Below are 23,080 nucleotides of genomic sequence, written 5' to 3'. Positions count from 1 at the left end.
GAAAAACCAGGGTCAGAGTCAAGTTTTCTAGAAAGCTTGACTTCAACCTAGATTTTAGAATTTAAAGCGCAATATTCTCTTTCAGATATTTGAATAATTCTTTCAAGTTTTTGCCTGGTTTTTCTTGTTTAATTTCTTTCGCTGCTTGTCGAACCAATTGGCGCATACGTTGGCGCTCAAATCCATCATATTCAGCTAATAGCGCTTCTATTTTACTGTCACCTTCCTCAATAAGCTGAGCGCGAATGTCTTCAAGTTTAGCGTTATTGATATGCTCTTGTGCATGTCTGTTATTCATTTTATCAATTTCGGCTTGAATTAATTCATAGTCACTCTCAAATAATTGCTTAGCAATAAACTGCACATTACGGTGGTACGCATCATGCTTACCTTTAATTTTGTCAGCAATGATCAGTGCGGCTTCAATCTCTTCGTTAATAGTAAGCTTAGCTCGCTGGTTACGATTGAGTTTACAAATTGTCTCAGCAAGCTTTTGCATCACTTTCATGTCATTCTTGATTTCAGTCTTGCTTACAATGATGATGTCTTCATCAATAAATTTTTTACCGCGCTTTTTCATAAAATCGTCATAGTTAAAATAATATATTGCGTTAATTATACAACATAACGTTAAGTTAATTAATATCTGTATGTTATGCTTGGTGAAATAATTTTTATCTCACTAATAGCCACCTAAACTGGGCAATTAGTTCTCAATGTTGATGGTATAAATGCAAAATCTAGAATCTATAAACACCTCAATTTCTCAAGTTAAAGGCACCGTTGCCAAAGTTCTTGAACTGGCTAAAACGTTAGGGGCTGACAATGCTGAAGTATCGATCAGTAAACAAGAAGGTCTTAGCGTCTCTACCCGCTTAGGTGAAGTAGATACAGTTGAGTTTACCAACGATGGCGCTTTAGGCATCACCGTTTATAAGGAAGGCCGTAAAGGCTCGGCTTCAACGGCTGATTTATCAGAGCAAGCATTACAACAGTCAGTACAAGCAGCAATTAATATTGCTAAATATACGTCTGTAGATCCTTGTTCTGGACTTGCTGATAAAGAGTTACTTGAATTTAACCCACAAGATCTAGATTTATATCACCCACAATCTTTAACGACAGAGCAAGCGATTGAAATAGCCACTGAAGCGGAAATCACTGCCTTAAACAGTGATGACAAAATCACTAATTCAGATGGTGCAAATTTTGCCAGTTTTGAAGGCTTTAAAGTTTATGGTAACAGTCATGGGCAATTAGTCGGATACCCGAGTACTCGTCATAGCCTAAGTTGCATGATGATAGCTAGCGATGGTGATGATATGCAGCGTGATTATAGCTACACCGTTAGTCGCGAGTTTGATAAATTGCAATCAGCTAAAGCTGTCGGGTTAGAATCGGCAGAAGCCGCTGTTGCAAGACTTAACAGCCAAAAGCTCAATACTCAAAAAACACCCGTGATGTTTAGAGCGGATGTCGCCAATAGTATATTTGGTCACTTTATTGCAGCAATTAGCGGTGGTAATTTATATCGAAATTCATCGTTTCTATTAGATGCCATCGGTGACCAAGTATTTTCATCACACTTGAATATTTCTGAACGACCAAAAATTCTACGTGGTTTAGCCAGCAGCAGCTTCGATGCTGAGGGCATTGCTACCCAGGATAGAGAATTTATTGTTGATGGTGTATTGCAATCATATCTTTTAACAAGCTATTCAGCACGTAAGTTAGGACTTACTTCAACTGGTAATGCTGGTGGTATCCATAACTGGTTAATATCAGCTAATGATGGTGATTTTGAGGCGATGCTCAAAACTTTAGGAACCGGTTTATTGGTTACTGAACTTATGGGGCAAGGCGTAAACGTAGTTAATGGCGATTATTCACGCGGCGCTGCCGGGTTTTGGGTAGAGAATGGCCAAATACAATACCCAGTGTCTGAAATCACCATTGCCGGTAATTTAAAAGATATTTTTAAAGCCGTAGTTGCAACAGGATCGGATTACGATTTACGTGGCAGCATAAAAACTGGTTCTATCATAATTGAAGAAATGCAAGTTTCAGGACAGTAAGAATAGCGACGAGAGGCTAGAAACTAGAAACGATGAGCGAGAGCTGTTTTTCGTTTCTCGAAGTAAGTAAACCACTGAGTGGTTGATGAATGTTCTCGCTTCTGGTTAGCGACCTAATAGCAGCGTTGCCGTCCCCAAGAAAGCAAAGATTCCGACCACATCGGTTATTGTGGTTAAAATAACACTACCGGCTAGCGCTGGGTCGATATTCATCTTCTTCAATACTAAAGGCGTAGCTACACCAGCTAAGCCTGCTACAGTTAAATTCATCAGCATTGCAAAAGCAATTATTCCACCTAGCAGTATATCTTGCTTCCAAATGGCAACAATTGAGGCAATAAATAAAGCCCAGATAAGACCATTTAAAAAACCGACGGCGATTTCTTTATTGAGAATAATGCGTGCGTTATTATCACCGATATGACCTAATGCCATACCGCGAATAACTAAGGTTAAGGTTTGATTTCCAGCAACTCCGCCCATACTCGGCACTAATGTATTTAATACTGCCAATATCGCCATCTCAGCTAATATTCCCTCAAACATGCTTGATACTGCTACAGCCATTAATGCGGTAATTAAGTTCACTCCCAACCAAATAGAGCGCTGCTGAGTACTTTTTATTACGGGGGCAAAGGTATCAGCTTCATCATCTAAACCAGCCATGCTCATCATTGAATGCTCGGCATCTTCACGAATGATGTCAATTACATCATCTATGGTGATACGACCAAGTAGATGACCATTTTCATCGACTACAGGAGCCGAAAACCAGTCATGTCGTTCAAATAGTTTAGCCACTTCACTTTCTTCAGTTTCAACTGATATGGCGATGGTATCGTAATCGATAATTTCTGCGATCGGCTGTTCAGGCCTTGCTGTTACTAAATCAGCTAATGAAACTGAGCCAATGAACTTGTCTTGTCTATTAACCACATAAAATGAATCTGTCGCTTCTGGTAGCTCACCTTTTAAGCGTAAATATCGTAAAATTACGTCTATGGTAATATCTGGGCGAAGGGTGATGGTATCGGTATTCATGATACCGCCGGCGGTATCCTCTTCATAAGACAGTGCTTGCTCAACTCGGGTACGGTCTTGCGAGTCCATTGAGTTTAATACTTCTTTATAAACAGAGTCAGGCAAGGTTCTTAAAACTTCGGCCAGATCATCAATGTCCATGCCTTCAGCAACTGCAGCAACTTTTTCAGGCTGCATGTTTCTTAAGATACCTTTACGAACTTCTTCAGAGAGTTCTTCAAGGACTTCACCCTGCAAATCAGGATCAATTAATTGCCAAAGAACATTACGACTGCGTGCGGTAGATGATTCGAGGAGTAAAGCAATATCAAAAGCCGGCATATGCTGGAACATTTTGCGCACATAAACGAACATACCACTTTCTAAAGCAGTATTTATTTCTAATAATCGTTTTTGGCTAATTTCTTGCTCTGATCTTTCTGGCATGAATCACCCTGTGCAAGCTTATTTTTGATATTTTTAATTATTGCAAGTTTAACGTAAGCTAATGGTTTTATCAGCTTTTTTATTCATCTTCATCAAATTTGTCTGAAAATAATTGTATGACTGCTGACATAGCCTGACTAGCTTGTATGCCTTCCGCTCTGATCAAAACTTCTTTGCCTTGACTGCCCGTTAATAGCATTAGTCCCATAATGGAGTCAGCATCGGCGGAGTTTGTCTCAACTGTTAGGGTAATTTTAGCCTGATAGTTTTTACTTAACTTTGCTAGTTTAGTTGCGGCCCTGGCATGAAGACCTAATTTATTTTCTATAAGTACACTTTGTTCAACAATTAACGACATTTTATAAATTTAACTCTACATTTATTTGGATACTTCGCTTTATAGCTATTTGGTCATTTCACGGTGACGAATTTGTATATCTTTGTGTTCTTTTTTAAATTGTTTTGCTAACGTTTCAGCAATGTAAACACTTCGGTGCTGACCGCCGGTACAACCAATAGCAATAGTCAAATAGGTACGGTTGTTGCGTTCTAAATGAGGTAACCAGGTCATCATAAAAGAGTTAATTTGCCAGATGAACTTAGTCACTATAGGTTGGCTTGCCAAAAAATCTTGAACGGGCTGATCTAAGCCATTATAAGGCTTTAGCCCTTCCTCCCAAAATGGATTGGGTAAAAACCTGGCATCGAAAACATAATCTGCATCAGACGGTACCCCATATTTAAAGCCAAATGATTCAAATACAATCACTAAATTACCGGTAGTTGAGCCGAGCACTCTTTCTCGTACTAAATCGGCAAGTTGATGCGGGGTTAATTTGGAAGTATTGATGTATAAATTCGCTCTACTTGCCACTGGATCAAGCAGTTTCTTCTCTAGTGCAATTGCTTGATCAAGAGCCATATTCTGGCGAATAAGCGGGTGAAGTCGTCTTGTTTCGCTATAGCGACGGATGAGTTCACTATCATCGGCGTCTAAATACAAAATACTTAATTCAACCGAATTAGGTAAATAATCAATGATCTCTTTAACGTCTTCAGGGTTTTCAGGAAGGTTACGTACATCAAGTGATACCGCGACGTTTTCATAATCATTAATAACGGTATGGGTTAGTGCAGGTAATAGGTTTACCGGAATATTATCAACACAATAATAACCAAGATCTTCAAGTACTCTTAAAGCTACGGTTTTACCTGAGCCTGAGCGACCACTTACAATGATTAATTTCATTTTCTACCTAATATATTTCTAATGGGGCAAATGTGGTTTAGTCGCTTAATTGCTTACTACTAATTGATGTAGTTCAGTTGAGCTATTACAACGTCTCACTTTTTTACTATTGTCTTTATCACTAAAAAATCGGGCTACACTGGCTAAAGTCTCTAAATGTTGCTGGCAATGATCTTCTGGTACAAACAATGCGAAAAAAATATCAACCGGTTTATCATCAATAGCATCAAATATAACGGGTTTATCTGTTGTCAGTAAGACCGCTACAGGGCTTTCACTATTATTGATTTTACCGTGTGGAATAGCAATGCCATTGCCAATACCGGTACTACTCAATTTTTCTCTTTTAGTTAAACTGTTCAACAATTCTTTTGCTGTTGCGCTGCTAATTTTATTAGCTGCAATTGCACTAATTTGTTCTAGAATGTTTTTTTTACTTTTCCCCTGTACTGCACATAGAGTGCAGTCAGGGCTTAATAGTTGGTCTAATTTCATAGTTAGTGATGAGCTAATTTAGCCTTATGTTTGAGCACTTGCCTATCTAATTTATCGATCAGACCGTCAATTGCCGCATACATATCTGCATGGTTGGCTGAGGCGAATATTTCACCGGCATTTACATGTAACGTTGCTTCAGCGATTTGTTGTAATTTCTCTACTTTCAGTACCACATATACATTATTTATGTGATCAAAATGCCTTTCTAATTTTTGCAGTTTTCCATCAACATATGAACGCATAGAATCGGTAACTTCAACATGATGACCGGATAGATTAATTTGCATAAGCTTTGTCCTTTTTTGTTGGTTTAAAGTAAACTTTTTCTTTGATTAGAAGGTGGTATTCCTAACGACTCTCTATATTTTGCAATCGTTCGTCGTGCAACATTAATGCCTTGAGCACTGAGTAGCTCAGCCATTTTGCTATCGCTCAATGGTTTAGCAACTATTTCAGCATCGATTAATTTTTTAATCAGTGCGCGTATTGCTGTAGATGAACATTCTCCACCATTTTCGGTACTTACGTGACTAGAAAAGAAGTATTTTAATTCAAATATACCTCTGGGAGTATGCATATACTTTTGCGTGGTTACACGAGAAATAGTTGATTCATGCATTTCAACTGCTTCAGCAATATCGTTTAACACCATAGGTCGCATAGCTTCAGCGCCGTGCTCAAAGAACCCTTGTTGTTGCTGAACAATACAATTAGATACTTTCAGTAAAGTATCGTTTCTACTTTCAAGTGATTTGATAAACCACTTGGCTTCTTGTAAGTGTGAGCGAATAAATTGACTATCTTCTGAAGATTTAGTTGTTTTTGCTATCGCCGCATACTGATTATTAATACCAATTTTAGGCGCTGTATCCGGGTTTAATTCTACTACCCAACGACCATTTTTTTTGAACACACTGACATCAGGAATTACGTATTGTTCGTCTTGCTTTACTATTGCATCGCCGGGTCTAGGGTTTAATGAGTGAATTAACTTCATCACTTCTTTTAACTGCGGCTCTTTTAATTTTGCTTTGCGCATGATCTGCCTAAAATCACGGTTTCCTAGCAAATCGATGTGTTCCTTGATCACTACTTTAGCCTCCGCGAGGAAAGGTGTTTCAGGATTAAACTGAGCAAGTTGAATAAGTAGACAATCGGCTATCGATTTTGCTCCAGAGCCGATAGGATCAAACATGTGAATGCGTTTTAGTACTGCTTCAATTTCGTCTAATTCAACTTCTTCATTTCCTAAACTAGATAAAATATCCTCACTGCTCACTGTAAGGTAGCCACTATCATCAATAGCATCAATTATTGCGATGGCAATGGTCCTGTCTGTATCTGAAAACGGGGTTAATTCCATTTGCCAAGTCAAATGATCTTGGATAGATTCTGTTGTTTCACCCTGATAAACATAGTCATCACTGTTGACGCCGCCCAGGCCAGTGTTTGAAGTACCGGCGCTAAAGCTTTCTTCCCAAGTTGAGTCTACCGATAGCTCTTCTGGAATTTCATTTTGTGTTAAAGCTTCAGAAGTGCTTATTTCATCGTGAGTAGGTTGTGCGTCTTCACTACCGTCAGTGGTATCTGCCGTTGCTTGTTTAGCATCTAAATGGGAATCTGAATTAGCATTATTCTCTTCTAGGTTACCAGACTCATCGACTTCTAATAAAGGGTTACTATCAAGAGCTTCTTGAATTTCTTGTTGGAGATCTAACGTAGAAAGCTGCAACAGTTTAATTGCCTGTTGCAACTGTGGAGTCATGGTTAAATGTTGCCCCATACGGAGCTGAAGACTAGGTCTCATTTTTTGAAAAATTCCAAATTTACATAACGTCAATATTATGTAAGTTAATTAGGGTTTGTTACACGGCTTTGCTGTTCTAAGCAATACACTATTAATATAACTATAGCTTGAATTTTTCACCTAGGTAGACATCTCGAACATGTTGATTACTTAAAACTTGTTCTGCATTACCTTCAGCGATTAATTCACCATGACTTACTATGTATGCGTGTTCACATACATCAAGAGTTTCTCGTACGTTGTGGTCGGTGATCAATACCCCAATACCACGATCTTTTAACTGTAAAATAATTTTTTTTATATCGCCAACTGAGATAGGGTCTACCCCAGCAAACGGCTCATCTAATAAAATAAATTTAGGATCAGCAGCCAGAGCCCTGGCTATTTCAACACGGCGCCTTTCACCACCAGATAAACTCTGGCCAGTATTCTCAACGATGTGGCCAATATTAAATTCTTCAACCAAACTCTCAAGTTTTTCTTGTCTGGCGATATCGTCTAGGTCTTTACGGGTTTGTAAAATGGCCATAATATTATCAAAAACGCTAAGCTTTCTAAATATTGACGCTTCTTGTGGCAAGTAACCTATGCCTTGTCGAGCTCTTTCATGCATAGGCAATAATGTTAAATTCTGTTCATTTAACACAACTGAGCCTTCATCGCTTGGCACTAAACCAACGATCATATAAAACGATGTAGTTTTACCTGCACCATTGGGACCGAGTAGGCCGACAATTTGCCCTGAATTTACCGTTAAACTGACATCTTTTACTACTTTTCGACCGCTGTAGGATTTAGCAAGGTTTAGTGCTTTTAGGGTTGCCGTCATATTATTGTTCTTTATCTTGCTCTATTTCATTGTTTATTTTAGGTGAGACATCTTTATCTTCTGGTTTAACTTCAGGCTTCAAGATAGTCGTTACAGTACTCGCACTTTCTGCATTGAGCTGTTCAGTTGCAATGTTATAGGTAATAATATCGCCTTTTACCATACTGCCTTCTTGGCTTACCGATGCATTACCTTTTATGATAATGGTCTGTGTGGTTGGTGAATAAGCCACTTCATCTGCTTGTAATTCAATTTTTTGGCCGTCATCAAGAATTTGGCTAAAACGTGCGGGTTTACCTATAGCTAAATAGTGTTTAAGGTCAGTACCTTCCAGATTCGTCACTTTTACTATATCTGCTTCAATGCTCAGAGTGCCCTGAGTGATTTTCACATCTTCCATATAGCTGGCAATTTTATTTTTTAAATCACTCGATTGTTTTTTCGCGACAATCACTATTTCCTGTTTAAAGTCAGCTTCTTCGGCAACACTTGTTGCTAAAGGGGATACCAAAGCTATGCCAAGCAATAATTTATGAGGCATGTTTTTTATAAATTGTTTGTACATGTTCATTCAAATTCATTTTAGTTGTATTGATATCAACGTGTAACCCAGAGCCATACATAGTGAAATCCTTGCCTTTTAACAGGATTGTTTGCTCTGAAGTGATGATATTATTGGTTAAATCTACATTTAAAGATTTGCCGTGTATTTCTGAAATAAAACTTGTTTCATCGTCTGATATCAATCGTACTCTATCATTGAGTAATAAGATATTATCTTCGCCTAAATGACCTTCATTTGCCGATAAATTCCAAGCAGCACTGCCATCTTTAGGATAGAGCGTATATTTAGGTGCTTGAAAATGAGTCTCCGTATTAGTCAAATAATGGGACATTCTCTCAGCATATATGGTATGAGTTAAATTACCCTCAGCGTCATATTGGCTTGAGCTTAATGCTGTTGCGATAAAATCAGGTTCGTCTTTAGGTTTTATTATTTGCACAATTTTTTCATTCGATTTTTGCCATTGCATATAACCATAAACAGATAATGCTATGATAAATATAATCGTTGAAATACTATGCAAACGATTCATATACTGCTGCCTTTCGCATTTTTCAAGGTATTTTGACTTTGCATTATTAGATCACAAAGCTCCCTGACGGCACCAAAACCACCTTTGATGAAGGTGATATAGTTTGCGCCTTGTTTCACTAACGGATGAGCATCATTAACAGCTACTCCTAAGCCGACAGCCTCGATACAAGGTAAGTCGGGAACATCATCTCCTATATAGGCAATTTGTTCACTGGTAAGTTCCAAGTTTTTAGCAATCTGCATCAATGCCGGTAATTTATCTTCTTCACCTTGCACAATAAATTTTACCCCAAGAGCGGTCATACGTTTTTCAACGATATTAGATTTTCTACCAGTAATTACCGCAACGTCGACACCATTTTGCCCTAGAGCCTTGATGCCAAAACCATCTTTTGTATTAAATGCCTTCAGCTCTTCACCGTCATTGCCTAAATAAATTCGACCGTCAGAAAATACGCCATCAACATCACAAACTAATAACTTAATTTGTGCCGCTTGCCTAAGAACATTGCTATCTATTTGCCCGTAAAGGGTACTAGCTAAAGAGTTTTCTTGCTTCATATAATTAAATTACTCCCGCTTTTAAAATATCGTGCATATTCATCGCCCCAATTGGTCGATGAGTGTTATCAACAATAATTAAGCCATTAATACTTCTATCTTCCATCGACTTAAGTGCTTCTGCCGCTAACATTTCGCTACTTGCGACAATTGGATTTTTAGTCATTACGCTGGCGATATTATCTTGATGAATATTTACTTCTTCATCAAGGATACGCCGTAAATCACCATCGGTAAATAATCCGGTTAAAATTCCCTTATTATCAACCACCGCTGTCATTCCTAAGCCCTTGCTTGAGATCTCGACTAGCGCTTCTTTTATAAGAGCGGTTTCATTAATTACCGGTAGACGTGCGCCACTGTGCATAATATCAGCCAAGCGTAATAATAAGCGCTTACCTAAACTGCCTCCCGGATGTGATAAGGCAAAATCATCAGCGGTAAAACCTTTAGCATTTAATAAAGCTACGGCGAGAGCATCTCCCATCACTAAAGTAGCTGTTGTGCTCGATGTTGGTGCTAACCCTAAAGGACATGCTTCTTGTGGAACATCGATACAAATATGTACGTCAGCAAGTTTTGCTAAAGTCGACTGAGTGTTGCCTGACATGGCGATTAACTTGGCACCAATGCGTTTTATTACCGGTAATATTGCTAATACTTCCCCAGTTTCTCCTGAATTAGAAATTGTCAGCACAACATCCTGGCTGGTTACCATACCTAAATCGCCATGGCTCGCTTCACCAGGATGGACAAAGAATGCAGGTGTACCGGTACTGGCAAATGTAGCCGCAATTTTCCCGCCTATGTGCCCCGACTTTCCCATACCGATGACAATTACTCTGCCACTGCAATCGAACATGAATTGACAGGCTTTGGCAAAGTGATCATCAATATAGGTATGCAGGTTAGCCACTGCTGTTGTTTCTATATCGATAACTTGTGCTGCAAGCTCTTTAAATTTACTGGCGTGGGGCATTTTTATCTCACTTAAACATACTGATTAAAGATTAGGTATTGATAAACAATAAAGCCAATAAACAATACCAATCCTTTTAAACGGGTAATTCTAAATTGCCCACTTAAACTAAAACATAATAAGAATACTAAAAAGGTGATGCCTAACATGTAGGGAATGTCGCGCGAAGCTACTTCACTATCAACAGCTCCTGGTGCAATCAACGCGGGCAAAGCTAAAACCGCTAAAATATTAAAAATATTTGAGCCAATGATATTACCTAAGGCTAAATCATCTTCTTTTTTGATTAAACTCATAATACTTGCTGCAAGTTCAGGCAAACTAGTACCGATTGCAATAATGGTTAAGCCTATGACCAAATCACTAATACCGACAGATTTTGCGATAACTGTTGCCGACTCTACTAAAAAATGAGCACTCATTGGTAATAAAATAATACCAAAGGTAAGCCAGAAAAAAGCGCTCGCTGAACTGACATTGTCCGGAATTTCTGATTCTGCTTCTAAGATTAACGGATCATCTAATTTATTATTTTTACTTTGTCTTAACGTCACGATTAATAAGGTAACGATAAACAACACAAAACCAGTCATTAAGATTACACCTTCAGTAAAAGTGAAATTAAGATCAAACAACATATAACTGGCGATAATGGTTATTATTAACAGTATTGGTATTTCTCGTTTTAAGGTAAGTGATGAGACAATCAATGGCTTGAATAGAGCGGTTAAGCCCAGCACTAAGGCTATATTTGTAATGTTAGAGCCTATTGCGTTACCAATAGCGGTATCTGGTGAACCTTGCAGAGCAGCTGTTGCTGCTACCACCATTTCAGGCGCTGATGAGCCCATAGCAACAATGGTTAAGCCGATAATCATAGGTGCAATGCCGTAGTTGCGAGCTATTGCTGCAGCACCGAAAACAAATTTATCGGCACTTATAACCAATGCGGTTAAAGAAATTAAAAGAATGAGTATTTCGATGAACATTTAGCGCTCCAGTTATTCGGGTCAACAATCCCCGCTGCTAAATTGTCGCCCCTTACGCGGCAAATGAAAAGACTTAAACAAAGGTTTATTGGAAAAATTTAGGTTTTTTCCTACATTTTTTAATTTGCGCTGCTTTCATCGGCAAATTTTAACCAATTTAATAATCTTTAGCTGGCAAAAATAAGCTCGCTGCTTTTAAATGAATAAATGGCAGAAGTAAAAATGTACTAGAATTGTAACGAATAACAGATTTTCATTTTTAATTTGGAACTTTTCGTTAATATCCTCAGTCATAGCACTACACTTTCTTATTAACATTCTTTTTTCTGCGGTAACGTCTTATTAATTGTTCTAAAAAATAGAACGTTTTGATGAAAATTTATAAGTTATTTACAATTGCTTACGAATATATAATGCAGTAATTAATAAGGTCAGGTAAAATTCGAATCATAATGATACTAATTCTCAATACACACTATGTCTGAAAATCTGGTAGAAATAAAAAACTTAAGCTTTCATCGGGAAGAGCGTTGTATCTATGATGATATAAGCTTAAGTATTCCTAAAGGCAAAGTGATAGCAATAATGGGTCCAAGTGGTATAGGTAAGACTACACTACTTAGACTTATAGGTGGTCAGCTTAAGCCAAGTAATGGTCAGATTCTTTTTGCTGGCCAAGATATCCCGAAACTTTCTCGTTCTAAATTGTACGAAGCTCGTAAGAAAATGAGCATGTTGTTTCAGTCTGGTGCGTTATTTACTGATATGTCAGTTTATGAGAATGTGGCATTTCCTATTCGTGAACATAGTAAATTACCTGAAAACATCATTGAAAAAATGGTGATGATGAAATTAGAAGCCGTTGGTTTACGTGGGGCTATGCATTTACAACCGGGCGAATTATCTGGTGGTATGGCGCGAAGGGCTGCATTGGCACGTGCTATTGCCCTCGACCCTGAATTAATTTTATACGATGAGCCATTTGCTGGCCAGGACCCTATTTCGATGGGCGTTATTGTTAGATTAATTCGCGATTTAAATGATGCCTTAGGGTTAACATCTGTGGTTGTTTCTCATGATGTTCCAGAAGTAATGAGTATCGCTGATTATATTTATATAGTTGCTGAGCAAAAAATCATTGGCGAAGGTACTCCTGAGCAAATTATCGAGCAGCAATCCGAATTAGTTCAGCAATTTATTAAAGGTGAAGCCGATGGTCCTGTACCATTTCATTTTCCGGCAAAATCTTATAAAAGCCAGTTGTTAGGAGAGCAATCTTAGTGTTGGATAAAATTCAAGCATTAGGTCATACCGTTATTAATATTATTGTTGGCTTAGGAAAAGCCATGATGATGTTACTTTCGGCGATTATTCAGGTACCAAACCCTAAAAAAGGTTGGCCATTGCTAGCGCATCAACTGTACTCAGTTGGCGTTTTGTCATTATTGATTATTATAGTGTCAGGTACTTTTATTGGGATGGTGATTGCCTTGCAAGGCTACACTATACTTATAGGTTACGGCGCCGAGGCGAGTTTAGGGCCTATGGTTGCACTATCTATTTTAAGAGAGCTTGGCCCAGTGGTCACCGCTTTGCTTTTTGCTGGTCGAGCCGGTTCAGCATTAACGGCAGAAATAGGCTTAATGAAAGCAACCGAGCAATTAAGTAGTTTAGAGATGATGGCTGTTGATCCATTGCGTCGTGTTATTGCGCCGAGATTTTGGGCCGGTATGATCAGCATGCCATTACTCGCCGCAATTTTTTCAACCGTTGGTATTTTAGGTGGCCATTTAGTTGGGGTTGACTGGTTAGGTGTTGACTCAGGAACATATTGGTCAGTTATGCAAGCTGAAGTAGATTGGAGTGATGATGTACTCAATGGCATCATTAAATCTATTACTTTTGCCTTTGTGGTGACTTGGATTGCAGTTTATAAGGGGTACGACTGTATTCCAACATCTGAAGGTATTAGCCGAGCTACTACTTCTACGGTGGTGCAATCGTCATTGATTGTTTTAGGTTTAGATTTTATTTTAACAGCGTTAATGTTTGCTAATTAATACGCTATTTTTTAAAGAGTTGGTGGATTTGACATGGTGTCGAAAAAAATTGAATTAATGGTTGGTTTCTTTGTTGCGTTAGGTATTGCCGCGCTGCTTACGCTGGCGTTAAAGGTTGCAGATTCAGGCATACAAGGTAATGGTGAAACTTATCAACTGTATGCAAAGTTTGATAATATAGGTGGCTTAAAAGTTCGCTCGCCGATCAAAGTTGGTGGAGTGGTGGTTGGCCGTGTAGACAATATCCAATTAGATCCAGAAGATTATGTACCAATCGTGACTATGGATATTTACACCCAGTACGATAATTTTTCAGAAGCCACGTCTATTTCAATTCTCACCGCAGGTTTATTAGGTGAGCAATATGTAGGCTTATCACCAGGTTTTATCGATGAAGAACTAGGTATTGGTATTTTACAACCTGGTGATTTTATTGAAGATACTAAACCTGCTATTGTTTTAGAAGAATTAATTGGACAATTTTTATTTAGTCAAGGTAGTGACGAATAGTAAAGGAATAGATAATGAAAAATTTATTAGTTAAGTTTTCAGTAACTTTATTAGCATCAATAGCATTATTTACAGGAGCCAATGCTGCAGAAGTAAGTAAAACTGATCCTTATAAGATGATTGAGGAAGTATCGAAAATTACTTTTGATCGTTTCGCGCGCGAAGAAGCTGAGATTAAAGAAAACCCTGAATTATTAAAAGATATTGTTCGTGAAGAATTAATGCCTTATATTTTTTTCCAGTATGCAGGATTAAAAGTATTGGGCAATTATGCGAAACCTAAAAAAGGTTCTACTAAGCAGGAAGTAGACATGCACCGTCAAAATGTGCGTGAGTTTTTAATGGCATTTAGAGAGTATTTAATTACTTCATATGCGCAAGTATTTACATTGTATGAGCAACAGCAAGTGCAGTTTGAGCCAGCCAAAAAAATAGGCAAGCAAAAAATAATCATGGTAGGCGTTGATATTATTGATGAAAATCGCCCGCCAATTAATATTAAATTTAAAGTTAGAAAAAACTCAAAAACTAATGAATGGCAAGCGTTTGACTTAGTCGCTGAAGGCATTAGTCTACTCGATGCTAAACAGAAAGAGTTACGTAGTATACTTGCTCAAAATGGTGTTGTAGAAGTTACAGAAATGCTTAAAGTGAAAAGTGATCGCAGAATTGTTTTCAAGAAGAACGAAGATGTAGACGCTAAAATTGAAGAACAAGGCTCTGGAAATAATGCAGCTATCTAATTAGTTAAAGTTCAGCTAAGCGATTCTTACGGCAGGTTAATAAGGCGAGCAATACATAAGAGTGTGATTCAGCTTCATTGATGAAGAGTTAGGTAGTGGCTAGTAGTACAGGAAAAAATTATGCAGCAATTGTTCGTTAAATTTTCAGTAATATTATTAACTTCGTTAAGCTTGATATCTGGTGCTAACGCAAGTGATGTGAGTAAAGAAAATCCTTATGTGATGATAAAAGAAGTTGCTGAAATTACGTTTGCACGTTTCGCCCGAGAAGAAAAAGCAATCAAACAAAATCCTGAGCTATTAAAAGATATTGTACGTGAAGAACTAATGCCGTATATCACTTATAAATACGCCAGCTATAAAGTTTTAGGTAATCATTTCAAGGCTAAGAAAGGCGCGACTAAAGAAGAAAGTGCTGCGCATAAACAAGAAATTGCTGAGTTTATGTTGGCATTTAAAGAGTATTTAATAACGTCTTATGCACAAGTGTTCACCTTGTATGAACAACAGCAAGTAAAATTTACACCGACGAAAAAAATAAAGACAGATACAGTGATGGTTGGAGTCGATATTATTGATGACATCCGCCCAACAATTAACATTAAGTTTGCAGTTAGAAAAAATAATAAAACCAAGGAATGGCAAGCATATGACCTAGTTGCCGAAGGCATTAGTTTACTTGATGCAAAAAGAAAAGAGTTACGTAGCATTCTTGCTCGCAATGGCGTTGCTAAAGTGACTGAGATGTTGAAAAAGAAAAGTCAGCGTAAAATTGTTTTCAAGAAAAATACTGCAGTGGACGCTAAACTTACAAAACAAGGCACTGAATAATAATGGTACTATCTAAGTTTACAATTAGTGAAAGTTCTGCTGAACAATTTGCTCTGTCGGGACATTTAACCCGACAAAGTATCTCTGGCAAGCAAGATAAGTTTTTTGCAAAGCTTAGCAAAAATAAAACACAAGATATTGATTTGTCTGAGGTTAGTAAATTTGATACAGCGGGTTTAGCTTGGCTACTCGCATTGATCGAATATGCCAATTCACAACAAACTGAAATTACCTATTCCCAAGTGCCTATAGAATTAGTTAAACTCGCAAAACTAAGTGGGGTACAAGCCCTATTACCTATTTCAGCTTAAATCAATAAATTTTAAATAGTGGAGAACTAAGTGGACGTTTCAGAAATTGAAAACATTCTAAAAGAACAACTTACGTTAGACGATTTACACGTAACCTTTGACGGCTCTCAATGCAAAGTTATTGCTGTAGCAGATATGTTTGAAGAAATGAGTCGTGTTAAAAAACAGCAAACTGTATACGCTCCTTTGGCTGATGCTATTAACTCAGGACAAATTCATGCAGTAACCATTAAAACATTCACTAATGCTCAATGGCAGCGTGAAAAAATGTTTAACATTCCATCTTAAAATAATAATAACGAGCAATCTTTTGGAAGCATTTCGTATAAATAGCGGTAACAAGTTACACGGTGACGTTACCATTAGCGGCGCAAAAAATGCCGCTTTACCTATCCTCTTCGCAACAATATTAGCTGAAACACCGCTGCAAATAAGCAACGTGCCAAAACTAAACGATATTGAAACAACAATTAAACTTTTAACTGAACTTGGTGTGAAGGCATCATGGTCTGCAGATAACGCCATTAGTTTTGACGCAAGCAATATTACAAATTGTTTGGCACCGTACGATTTAGTTAAAACTATGCGCGCATCAATTTTAGTATTAGGGCCATTATTAGCTCGCTTTGGTCATGCTGAGGTTTCATTACCTGGCGGTTGTGCCATTGGTGCACGCCCAGTTGATTTACATATTCAAGGCTTAAAATTAATGGGCGCTGATATCAGCGTTGAAAATGGTTATATCGTTGCTAAAAACGATGGTCGCCTTAAAGGTGCAACTATTTTCATGGATGCCGTTAGTGTAACCGGTACAGAGAATTTAATGATGGCTGCCGCTTTAGCACAAGGAACAACCATTATTGAAAATGCAGCTCGAGAGCCTGAAATTGTCGATTTAGCAAACTTCATTAATGCGATGGGTGGTAAAGTCACTGGTGAAGGGACTGACACTCTTACTATAGAAGGTGTTGAAAGCTTATCTGGCGCTGATTACGCAGTAATGCCTGATAGAATTGAAACGGGCACATTCTTAGTCGCTGCAGCAGTCACCGGTGGAAAAATCAGATGCCTGAATACTGACCCAACTGCTCTTGATGCCGTTTTGAGCAAGTTACAAGAAGCTGGAGCTATTATCACAACAGGTGATGATTGGATTGGTTTAGAAATGAATGATAAGCCTAAAGCGGTGAATATCAGAACAGCGCCTCACCCAGCATTTCCAACTGATATGCAAGCTCAGTTTGTAACCTTAAACGCTATAGCTGATGGGACTGCGACAACGGTAGAAACTATATTTGAAAATCGCTTTATGCATGTACCTGAACTACAACGTATGGGGGCTGATATTAAATTGGAAGGTAATACCGCTATTTCTGTTGGTGTTGAACAACTGACAGCCGCACAAGTTATGGCAACTGACCTACGAGCTTCTGCTAGTCTGGTGATCGCTGGCTTAGTTGCGAGTGGTGAAACAATTGTTGATCGTATTTATCATATTGATAGAGGTTATCAACATATTGAAGATAAATTACAACTGCTTGGTGCTGACATTAAACGCTATAAAGTGACGAACTAAGAATATTTGAAAGTTAATTTACTTCGATAAACAAAAAAGGTTGGCATCGCCAACCTTTTTCAATTCAGTGTTTCCTTTTCTTGTTTCTACCTAAGATCCCGTATCAAGCACGGAACGACAAACGTAGGTTTCTAGTTCTTAGCTTCTTTATACTCTAATATTTTAACCGGCACGGTCATTAAGTTCTTTTGACGATATATAGAGAAATTAAGGATAACGCCAGGATCAGTTTCTGCAACAATATCTAAAGCATGGTTAATACTGATAATATCCTGTTCATTAATTTTAACTACTACATCACCTTTTTGTAAGCCAGCCAAATGAGCAGGACTATTTGGCGTAAGGCTGCCGATGACGAAACCTTTCAGTTGCGGGTTATATTGCTGAGAACTTACACCAAGCCAGCCCCGAACCACACGACCATTACTGATCAACTCCTGCATGATTTTTGCGGCCAGCTTGTATGGCACAGCAAAGAAAATTCCTTGTATATTGGTTTGCGGATTAAGTCTGGTAAATTGTGCGGAAGTAATCCCAACGAGATCTCCATTTGAATTAACCAGAGCACCACCTGAATTACCATCATTAATGGCTGCATCCATTTGTAAAAATTCTCTATAACTGGTGTTACTAAGGCCTGTTCTACCTGTAGCGCTAATTATACCCTGAGTGACTGTTTGACCTAAATTCAAAGGATTACCAATAGCTAGAACAACATCGCCAACCAGAGGGATCAGGTTATCATCAACCGCAATTACCGGTAGATTTGTCGCATGGACTTTTAATACCGCTAAATCGGTAAGTTCATCGCTACCAATAAGCTCTGCACTTAACTCGGTACTGTCTTGTAAAACAACGGTTATAATATTGGCATTGCGTACCACATGATAATTGGTGAGAATGTAACCACGGCTATCCATGATCACCCCGGAGCCTAATTTTACTCGCTGAATAGAGCGGTTTTGATAACGCCTATCGTTCTCTATTGTTTCTGAATAGATATTAACAACAGCCGGAGCTGCTTTGGCAACCGCTGAAGAAAATGAAATTGGTTTAGATTTATCATTTACCGGAGTAAAAATATTAAATGAAAGGTTATTACCATCACGTAAGTCGGGTACTAATATAAGTAATACCACTGCTGTTAAAAGGCCGTAACTGGTAGCACGTAAAATATAGGTAAGAGCAGGGATAAGTTTCAAAATGAATGACTAATTATATTGATTAATGAAGTAAATATTAGCACTTATTTCAGAATGAACATAGGCTTATATATTCGTTATACCATTCCTTATGCAGATTTGTATTACCATCCAAGATACAGTTTTTATAGCTCTTGCGCGATTTCATCTTGACTCTAGGTGTGTATAAGGAGGATAAACACCTCCTTATATTGAGATAAAAAATTAAACTAACGCATCATTAAATATAGTTCGGTGTTACCGCGAATAACGTTTAATGCGACCACGCCTGTTATGCCATCAAGTGCATCTCTTAGAGCGGCTAAGTTTTCAACACGTACACGATTAACTCCGGCAATAACATCACCTTTGTTTAATCCGACAGCGGCTGCCGGAGAATTATCAGCGACATCATTAACAACTACCCCTAAGCCCTTTGTATTCGAACTTAGTTTTGCGCCTTTAAGCATTGGGTGTAAGTTAGCTGCGGCAATGTTGGCATCAGGTGCTGCTTTTAATGTAACTTCTACTTCCTTGGTGTCGCCATCACTAATCAAGGTTAATTCAACGGTTTTACCTGCGCCTATTGAGCCTATTTTGCCACGTAATTCATTAAATGAACGTACTTTGCGACCGTTAACTTCGATTATGATATCGCCAGCTTTAATCCCCGCTTCTTCAGCGGCAGAATTTGGGGCCACCTGGCTGACAAAACCACCTTGATTAATGTCTAAATCCATTGCTTTTGCAAGCTCTGCATTTATTGAATTACCGGTGATTCCTAAAACCCCACGTCTAACTTCACCATGTTCAATAATTTGATCAACCAGATTTTGCATCATGCTTGAGGGGATGGCAAAGCCAATGCCTACATTACCACCACTAGGTCCAAGAATTGCGGTATTAATACCAATAAGTTCACCACGCAAATTTACTAACGCACCACCTGAATTACCGCTGTTAATAGCAGCATCAGTTTGAATAAAGTCTTCGAGTTGTTCTATATTTAAGCCACTTCGACCTAACGCACTTACAATTCCTGATGTTACAGTTTGTCCTAAGCCAAAAGGACTGCCGATTGCAACGGCAAAATCCCCGACTCGTAAATCATCAGAATTAGAAATTTTAATTTCTTTTAAACCTTCAGCTGATATTTGCAGTAAGGCTATATCACTTTGTGCATCACTACCAATTTTCTTCGCTTCATATTGACGACCATCTTTAAGGTTAACCAATATTTCATCTGCTTCATCGATTACGTGGTTATTGGTAACCACATAACCTTTTTTGGCATCAATAATTACCCCTGACCCTAAGCCGCGAAAAGGACGCTCTTGAGCTTGTTGACCTCGGCGTTGGCCGAAAAAGAACTTAAAAGGGTCTTGACCTTGCTTTACTTCATGGGTGCCAGCCACAGTAATACTAACTACAGCAGGTGTTGCCTGTTCAAGCATAGGCGCCAAAGAAGGCATCTCCTGTCCATCAACTTGTAATGGCAGAGCGGCATTGGAAATTGCAGGGAAAAAGGCCAGAGAACCAATTAGCAGGGCAGTAGGGGTAAAAGAAAAACTCTTTTTCATTATATGAGACTCCAAAAAATTACATTTAGTAAACAATGGTTAGGCGAATAATTGCTTAACCACAGTTTTATATGATGACTAAATATTAAAGACTCAAGGGTAAAACGAAAGTTCCCAATCAGTAATTAATTAACCTGGGCTATTTGTAACAATTTGTTTGTTATCATTAAATAAACCACTTGGATCATTAGAATAATCTAAAGGGGCTTCAGTAATTGGTACTTTTTTTCTAGAGCGCGAAGACTTCACTTTTTGTGGATTTGAACGTAATTGCGCTTCAGTTTCTTTAGAGAAAAATGGCATTGCATTCGTTTCACTGTTTGCTTTGTTAAGCAATAGTGTGCTTTTTTCCATTTGCGTCATCGCGGTTTTACAAGTTTCATTCATTTGTGCAAGTAAATCTGCTGAACTATCAAGGTGAGCTGCAACATCTTGTTTGTATTGCTCAAGCGAGGACTTACTTTCATTCACTTGTTGTTCTAATTTGTTGTAGTCTTGTTCGCTAGCTGACAACTTTTTACTGACAAAAAAGCCACCAATAACACCGATAACTACGCCGATGAAAAGGTAAATAAATTCCATAATGTTTCCTTTTGAATATATTTGAAAAGGGAATGTTGAGATAAAGATGCCAAAGCAAATCTTATTCTTTTATAATAGCTGTAAATTAACCGTTTCACATCACTTAGTAGGTATTTTTTTGTAATTTTTCAATGAAATACAATAAAAATAGTAATAAATAGCATGATCAAGTTAACGCCTTACCAAAAATACCAACAAGATCTTGAGCAAGAAGGCTTTGCTTTTGATGCCGCTCAAGAAAATGCAGTTCAACATTTACAGCGTTTGTATGACGACTTACAAACTAAACCATTACCGGTAACGGGTTTTAAAAAAGTGTTAAAGGGCTGGGTTAAAACTTATGGCAAAAATAAGCAACAAGCTGTAAGAGGGATTTATTTTTGGGGAGGGGTAGGCCGAGGTAAAACTTACCTGGTAGATACTTTTTATGATTGTCTGCCTTTTGAAAATAAAATGCGGGTTCATTTTCATCGTTTTATGCATCGAGTACATGATGAGCTGAAAGCTTTGACTGGTCAGTCAGATCCATTAAAGATCATCGCTAAAAAATTTGCCGCTGAAACCTGTATCATTTGTTTCGATGAGTTTTTTGTTTCTGATATTACCGATGCCATGTTGTTAGGTACGTTATTTGAAGAATTGTTTAGTCATAATGTTACATTAGTTGCCACTTCAAATATTATTCCCGATGAGTTGTACCGCAACGGTTTACAACGTGCGCGTTTTGTACCTGCAATTAATCTAATTAATAAGAATTGTGAAGTGGTTAATGTCGACAGTGGTATTGATTATCGGTTAAGAACTTTAGAACAAGCAGAAATCTACCACTTTCCACTTGATAAGCAGGCTGAAGATAATTTATTCCTCTATTTCAAACAGTTGTCTGTTGAAGAAGGCAGAGTGGCTATAAATATTGAAATTAATAACAGGCCACTAGCAGTTGTTGAAGAATCTGATGGAGTTGTCCATTTTGAATTCAATCAATTATGTGAAACTGCCCGTAGTCAAAGCGACTATATGGAACTAAGCCGTATATACCACACAGTATTATTAGCTAATGTTACGCAAATGGGCCGTGATACTGATGACAGTGCTCGTCGTTTTATTGCTATGGTAGATGAATTCTATGAGCGTAATGTAAAACTGATTATCTCAGCTGAGACTACCATGAATGAGCTTTATACCGATGGTGGCTTAACTTTTGAATTTAAGCGATGCTTGTCACGATTACAAGAAATGCAGTCACATGATTATTTAGCATCAGAACATTTGCCGTAGGCTTTTAGAAACGAGAAACGAGAAACCAAGAGCGATAATGTTGTGGATAGAATATGAATCAAACCATTATTCATGTTTTATCCCACTGTTCAAATGGACATCATAATTATCGATTTTGTATTTTGAGTATTATAAATATTGATGGGATTTGAAGCTTAACACTTGTTCAATTTAGAATCATTGCTTCTCGTTTTTCGTTTATAGCCTCTCGTTTCGAGCCTATGTACCCTGCTAGAACAAAAAAATGCAATAAAACTTCAATTGTTTTAAAAATATAGGTGATCTTTTATCCATTTATCTATATAATTCGCGCTCCCAACGTTACTACGCTTGAAAAAGCACCGGACTCGATACTCGAAGGGGTAATTGCGTAGTCCATTTAAACCGATAATCAGATAACTGGTTATTAATTTATGTAACTTTATTTTAAAATGGGTTTTTTAATGAAAACTTTTACAGCTAAACCAGAAAGCGTTCAACGCGAATGGTTCGTAGTGGATGCCGAAGGTAAAACTTTAGGTCGTATCGCTACTCAAATTGCTACTATTTTACGTGGCAAGCACAAACCAGAATACACTCCAAGTGTTGATGTTGGCGACTATGTTGTTGTGATCAATGCAGACAAAGTTAAAGTAACTGGTAATAAAGCGAAAGGTAAAATTTACTACTCGCACACTGGATTCGTTGGTGGTCTTAAGCAATTAAGCTTCGAACAGCTTGTTGAAAAAGCTCCTGTACGTCCAATCGAGTTTGCAGTTAAAGGCATGTTGCCAAAAGGCCCTCTGGGTCGTGACATGTTCCGTAAATTAAAAGTGTACGCAGGTGCTGAGCACATGCATACTGCACAACAACCTAAAGTTTTGGAGTTATAGACA

The 23,080-nt window shown here is 38.0% G+C and carries 27 protein-coding genes; 11 read left to right on the top strand and 16 right to left on the bottom strand.

Annotated features, from left to right (window positions below):
• Positions 1-61: 61 nt before the first annotated feature.
• Positions 62-580 (bottom strand): ribosome biogenesis factor YjgA, encoded by a 519-nt coding sequence (gene yjgA / locus RI844_RS10850; protein ID WP_348394696.1) that lies wholly within the window; start codon positions 578-580, stop codon positions 62-64.
• A gap of 151 nt (positions 581-731) precedes the next feature.
• Between yjgA and pmbA the strand changes: the two genes are divergently transcribed.
• Positions 732-2,075 carry a metalloprotease PmbA gene (pmbA, locus tag RI844_RS10845; RefSeq protein WP_348394695.1) on the top strand — a complete coding sequence of 448 codons (1,344 nt, stop codon included), beginning with the start codon at positions 732-734 and terminating at the stop codon, positions 2,073-2,075.
• A 105-nt stretch (positions 2,076-2,180) separates the two neighbouring features.
• Here the strand turns inward: pmbA and mgtE are convergent, their stop codons facing one another.
• The 12 genes from mgtE to RI844_RS10785 all read right to left on the bottom strand — a co-directional run bounded on the left by mgtE (position 2,181) and on the right by RI844_RS10785 (position 11,553).
• Positions 2,181-3,542: a magnesium transporter gene (mgtE, locus tag RI844_RS10840; RefSeq protein WP_348394694.1), complete on the bottom strand. Its 1,362-nt coding sequence runs from the start codon at positions 3,540-3,542 to the stop codon at positions 2,181-2,183.
• A 79-nt stretch (positions 3,543-3,621) separates the two neighbouring features.
• Entirely contained in the window at positions 3,622-3,900 is a 279-nt protein-coding gene (locus tag RI844_RS10835; RefSeq protein ID WP_348394693.1) for an HPr family phosphocarrier protein, read from the bottom strand.
• A 45-nt stretch (positions 3,901-3,945) separates the two neighbouring features.
• Entirely contained in the window at positions 3,946-4,791 is an 846-nt protein-coding gene (gene rapZ, locus RI844_RS10830) for an RNase adapter RapZ (protein ID WP_348394692.1), read from the bottom strand.
• A gap of 45 nt (positions 4,792-4,836) precedes the next feature.
• On the bottom strand, positions 4,837-5,286 hold the full coding sequence (gene ptsN, locus RI844_RS10825) for a PTS IIA-like nitrogen regulatory protein PtsN (RefSeq protein WP_348394691.1): 450 nt from the start codon (positions 5,284-5,286) through the stop codon (positions 4,837-4,839).
• Positions 5,287-5,288: 2 nt separating this feature from the next.
• On the bottom strand, positions 5,289-5,576 hold the full coding sequence (gene hpf / locus RI844_RS10820) for a ribosome hibernation promoting factor (RefSeq protein ID WP_348394690.1): 288 nt from the start codon (positions 5,574-5,576) through the stop codon (positions 5,289-5,291).
• A gap of 23 nt (positions 5,577-5,599) precedes the next feature.
• Positions 5,600-7,096: an RNA polymerase factor sigma-54 gene (locus RI844_RS10815; RefSeq protein WP_348394689.1), complete on the bottom strand. Its 1,497-nt coding sequence runs from the start codon at positions 7,094-7,096 to the stop codon at positions 5,600-5,602.
• Between the two features lie 100 nt (positions 7,097-7,196).
• The gene (gene lptB / locus RI844_RS10810) at positions 7,197-7,925 is read right to left on the bottom strand and encodes an LPS export ABC transporter ATP-binding protein (protein WP_348394688.1); all 729 of its coding nucleotides are present in this window, start codon (positions 7,923-7,925) and stop codon (positions 7,197-7,199) included.
• A gap of 1 nt (position 7,926) precedes the next feature.
• Positions 7,927-8,496, bottom strand: coding sequence for a lipopolysaccharide transport periplasmic protein LptA (gene lptA, locus RI844_RS10805; protein WP_348394687.1), 570 nt, complete (start codon positions 8,494-8,496; stop codon positions 7,927-7,929).
• Complete coding sequence (gene lptC / locus RI844_RS10800; protein WP_348394686.1) at positions 8,456-9,022, bottom strand: LPS export ABC transporter periplasmic protein LptC; 567 nt, start codon at positions 9,020-9,022, stop codon at positions 8,456-8,458. Before lptC ends, lptA begins: the two co-directional genes overlap by 41 nt.
• Positions 9,019-9,585, bottom strand: a complete 567-nt coding sequence (gene kdsC, locus RI844_RS10795; protein WP_348394685.1) for a 3-deoxy-manno-octulosonate-8-phosphatase KdsC — start codon at positions 9,583-9,585, stop codon at positions 9,019-9,021. The genes lptC and kdsC overlap by 4 nt, the downstream gene beginning before the upstream one ends.
• A 4-nt stretch (positions 9,586-9,589) precedes the next feature.
• On the bottom strand, positions 9,590-10,564 hold the full coding sequence (locus RI844_RS10790) for a KpsF/GutQ family sugar-phosphate isomerase (protein WP_348394684.1): 975 nt from the start codon (positions 10,562-10,564) through the stop codon (positions 9,590-9,592).
• A gap of 11 nt (positions 10,565-10,575) precedes the next feature.
• Complete coding sequence (locus RI844_RS10785; RefSeq protein WP_348394683.1) at positions 10,576-11,553, bottom strand: calcium/sodium antiporter; 978 nt, start codon at positions 11,551-11,553, stop codon at positions 10,576-10,578.
• Between the two features lie 477 nt (positions 11,554-12,030).
• On the opposite strand from RI844_RS10785, the gene mlaF reads away from it, so the two are divergent.
• The 8 genes from mlaF to murA all read left to right on the top strand — a co-directional run bounded on the left by mlaF (position 12,031) and on the right by murA (position 17,584).
• Positions 12,031-12,834 (top strand): phospholipid ABC transporter ATP-binding protein MlaF, encoded by an 804-nt coding sequence (gene mlaF / locus RI844_RS10780; RefSeq protein ID WP_348394682.1) that lies wholly within the window; start codon positions 12,031-12,033, stop codon positions 12,832-12,834.
• On the top strand, positions 12,834-13,613 hold the full coding sequence (gene mlaE, locus RI844_RS10775) for a lipid asymmetry maintenance ABC transporter permease subunit MlaE (RefSeq protein ID WP_348394681.1): 780 nt from the start codon (positions 12,834-12,836) through the stop codon (positions 13,611-13,613). The genes mlaF and mlaE overlap by 1 nt, the downstream gene beginning before the upstream one ends.
• 33 nt (positions 13,614-13,646) lie before the next feature.
• Positions 13,647-14,123, top strand: coding sequence for an outer membrane lipid asymmetry maintenance protein MlaD (gene mlaD / locus RI844_RS10770; RefSeq protein ID WP_348394680.1), 477 nt, complete (start codon positions 13,647-13,649; stop codon positions 14,121-14,123).
• A gap of 14 nt (positions 14,124-14,137) precedes the next feature.
• Positions 14,138-14,866 carry an ABC transporter substrate-binding protein gene (locus RI844_RS10765; RefSeq protein ID WP_348394679.1) on the top strand — a complete coding sequence of 243 codons (729 nt, stop codon included), beginning with the start codon at positions 14,138-14,140 and terminating at the stop codon, positions 14,864-14,866.
• A gap of 120 nt (positions 14,867-14,986) precedes the next feature.
• Positions 14,987-15,697 carry an ABC transporter substrate-binding protein gene (locus RI844_RS10760; RefSeq protein ID WP_348394678.1) on the top strand — a complete coding sequence of 237 codons (711 nt, stop codon included), beginning with the start codon at positions 14,987-14,989 and terminating at the stop codon, positions 15,695-15,697.
• A 2-nt stretch (positions 15,698-15,699) separates the two neighbouring features.
• On the top strand, positions 15,700-16,008 hold the full coding sequence (locus tag RI844_RS10755; protein ID WP_348394677.1) for an STAS domain-containing protein: 309 nt from the start codon (positions 15,700-15,702) through the stop codon (positions 16,006-16,008).
• 30 nt (positions 16,009-16,038) lie between these two features.
• Positions 16,039-16,296 (top strand): BolA family protein, encoded by a 258-nt coding sequence (locus tag RI844_RS10750; RefSeq protein WP_348394676.1) that lies wholly within the window; start codon positions 16,039-16,041, stop codon positions 16,294-16,296.
• A 22-nt stretch (positions 16,297-16,318) separates the two neighbouring features.
• A complete protein-coding gene (murA, locus tag RI844_RS10745; RefSeq protein WP_348394675.1) occupies positions 16,319-17,584 on the top strand; it encodes a UDP-N-acetylglucosamine 1-carboxyvinyltransferase in 1,266 nt (421 codons plus the stop codon).
• 131 nt (positions 17,585-17,715) lie between these two features.
• On the opposite strand, the gene RI844_RS10740 is transcribed toward murA, so the two are convergent.
• The 3 genes from RI844_RS10740 to RI844_RS10730 form a co-directional block, all read right to left on the bottom strand.
• Positions 17,716-18,786 carry a trypsin-like peptidase domain-containing protein gene (locus tag RI844_RS10740; protein ID WP_348394674.1) on the bottom strand — a complete coding sequence of 357 codons (1,071 nt, stop codon included), beginning with the start codon at positions 18,784-18,786 and terminating at the stop codon, positions 17,716-17,718.
• 209 nt (positions 18,787-18,995) lie between these two features.
• Complete coding sequence (locus tag RI844_RS10735) at positions 18,996-20,345, bottom strand: Do family serine endopeptidase (RefSeq protein WP_348394673.1); 1,350 nt, start codon at positions 20,343-20,345, stop codon at positions 18,996-18,998.
• 129 nt (positions 20,346-20,474) lie between these two features.
• The gene (locus tag RI844_RS10730; RefSeq protein WP_348394672.1) at positions 20,475-20,927 is read right to left on the bottom strand and encodes a YhcB family protein; all 453 of its coding nucleotides are present in this window, start codon (positions 20,925-20,927) and stop codon (positions 20,475-20,477) included.
• A 162-nt stretch (positions 20,928-21,089) separates the two neighbouring features.
• Between RI844_RS10730 and zapE the strand changes: the two genes are divergently transcribed.
• Positions 21,090-22,205 (top strand): cell division protein ZapE, encoded by a 1,116-nt coding sequence (gene zapE, locus RI844_RS10725; protein ID WP_348394671.1) that lies wholly within the window; start codon positions 21,090-21,092, stop codon positions 22,203-22,205.
• 443 nt (positions 22,206-22,648) lie between these two features.
• On the top strand, positions 22,649-23,077 hold the full coding sequence (gene rplM / locus RI844_RS10720; RefSeq protein ID WP_348394670.1) for a 50S ribosomal protein L13: 429 nt from the start codon (positions 22,649-22,651) through the stop codon (positions 23,075-23,077).
• Positions 23,078-23,080: the final 3 nt, after the last annotated feature.

This window comes from Thalassotalea fonticola, from assembly GCF_032911225.1.
GTDB classification, from domain to species: domain Bacteria; phylum Pseudomonadota; class Gammaproteobacteria; order Enterobacterales; family Alteromonadaceae; genus Thalassotalea_A; species Thalassotalea_A fonticola.
The sequence above is the reverse complement of the archived record's forward strand: the minus strand, read 5'-3'. Positions and strand labels throughout refer to the sequence as shown.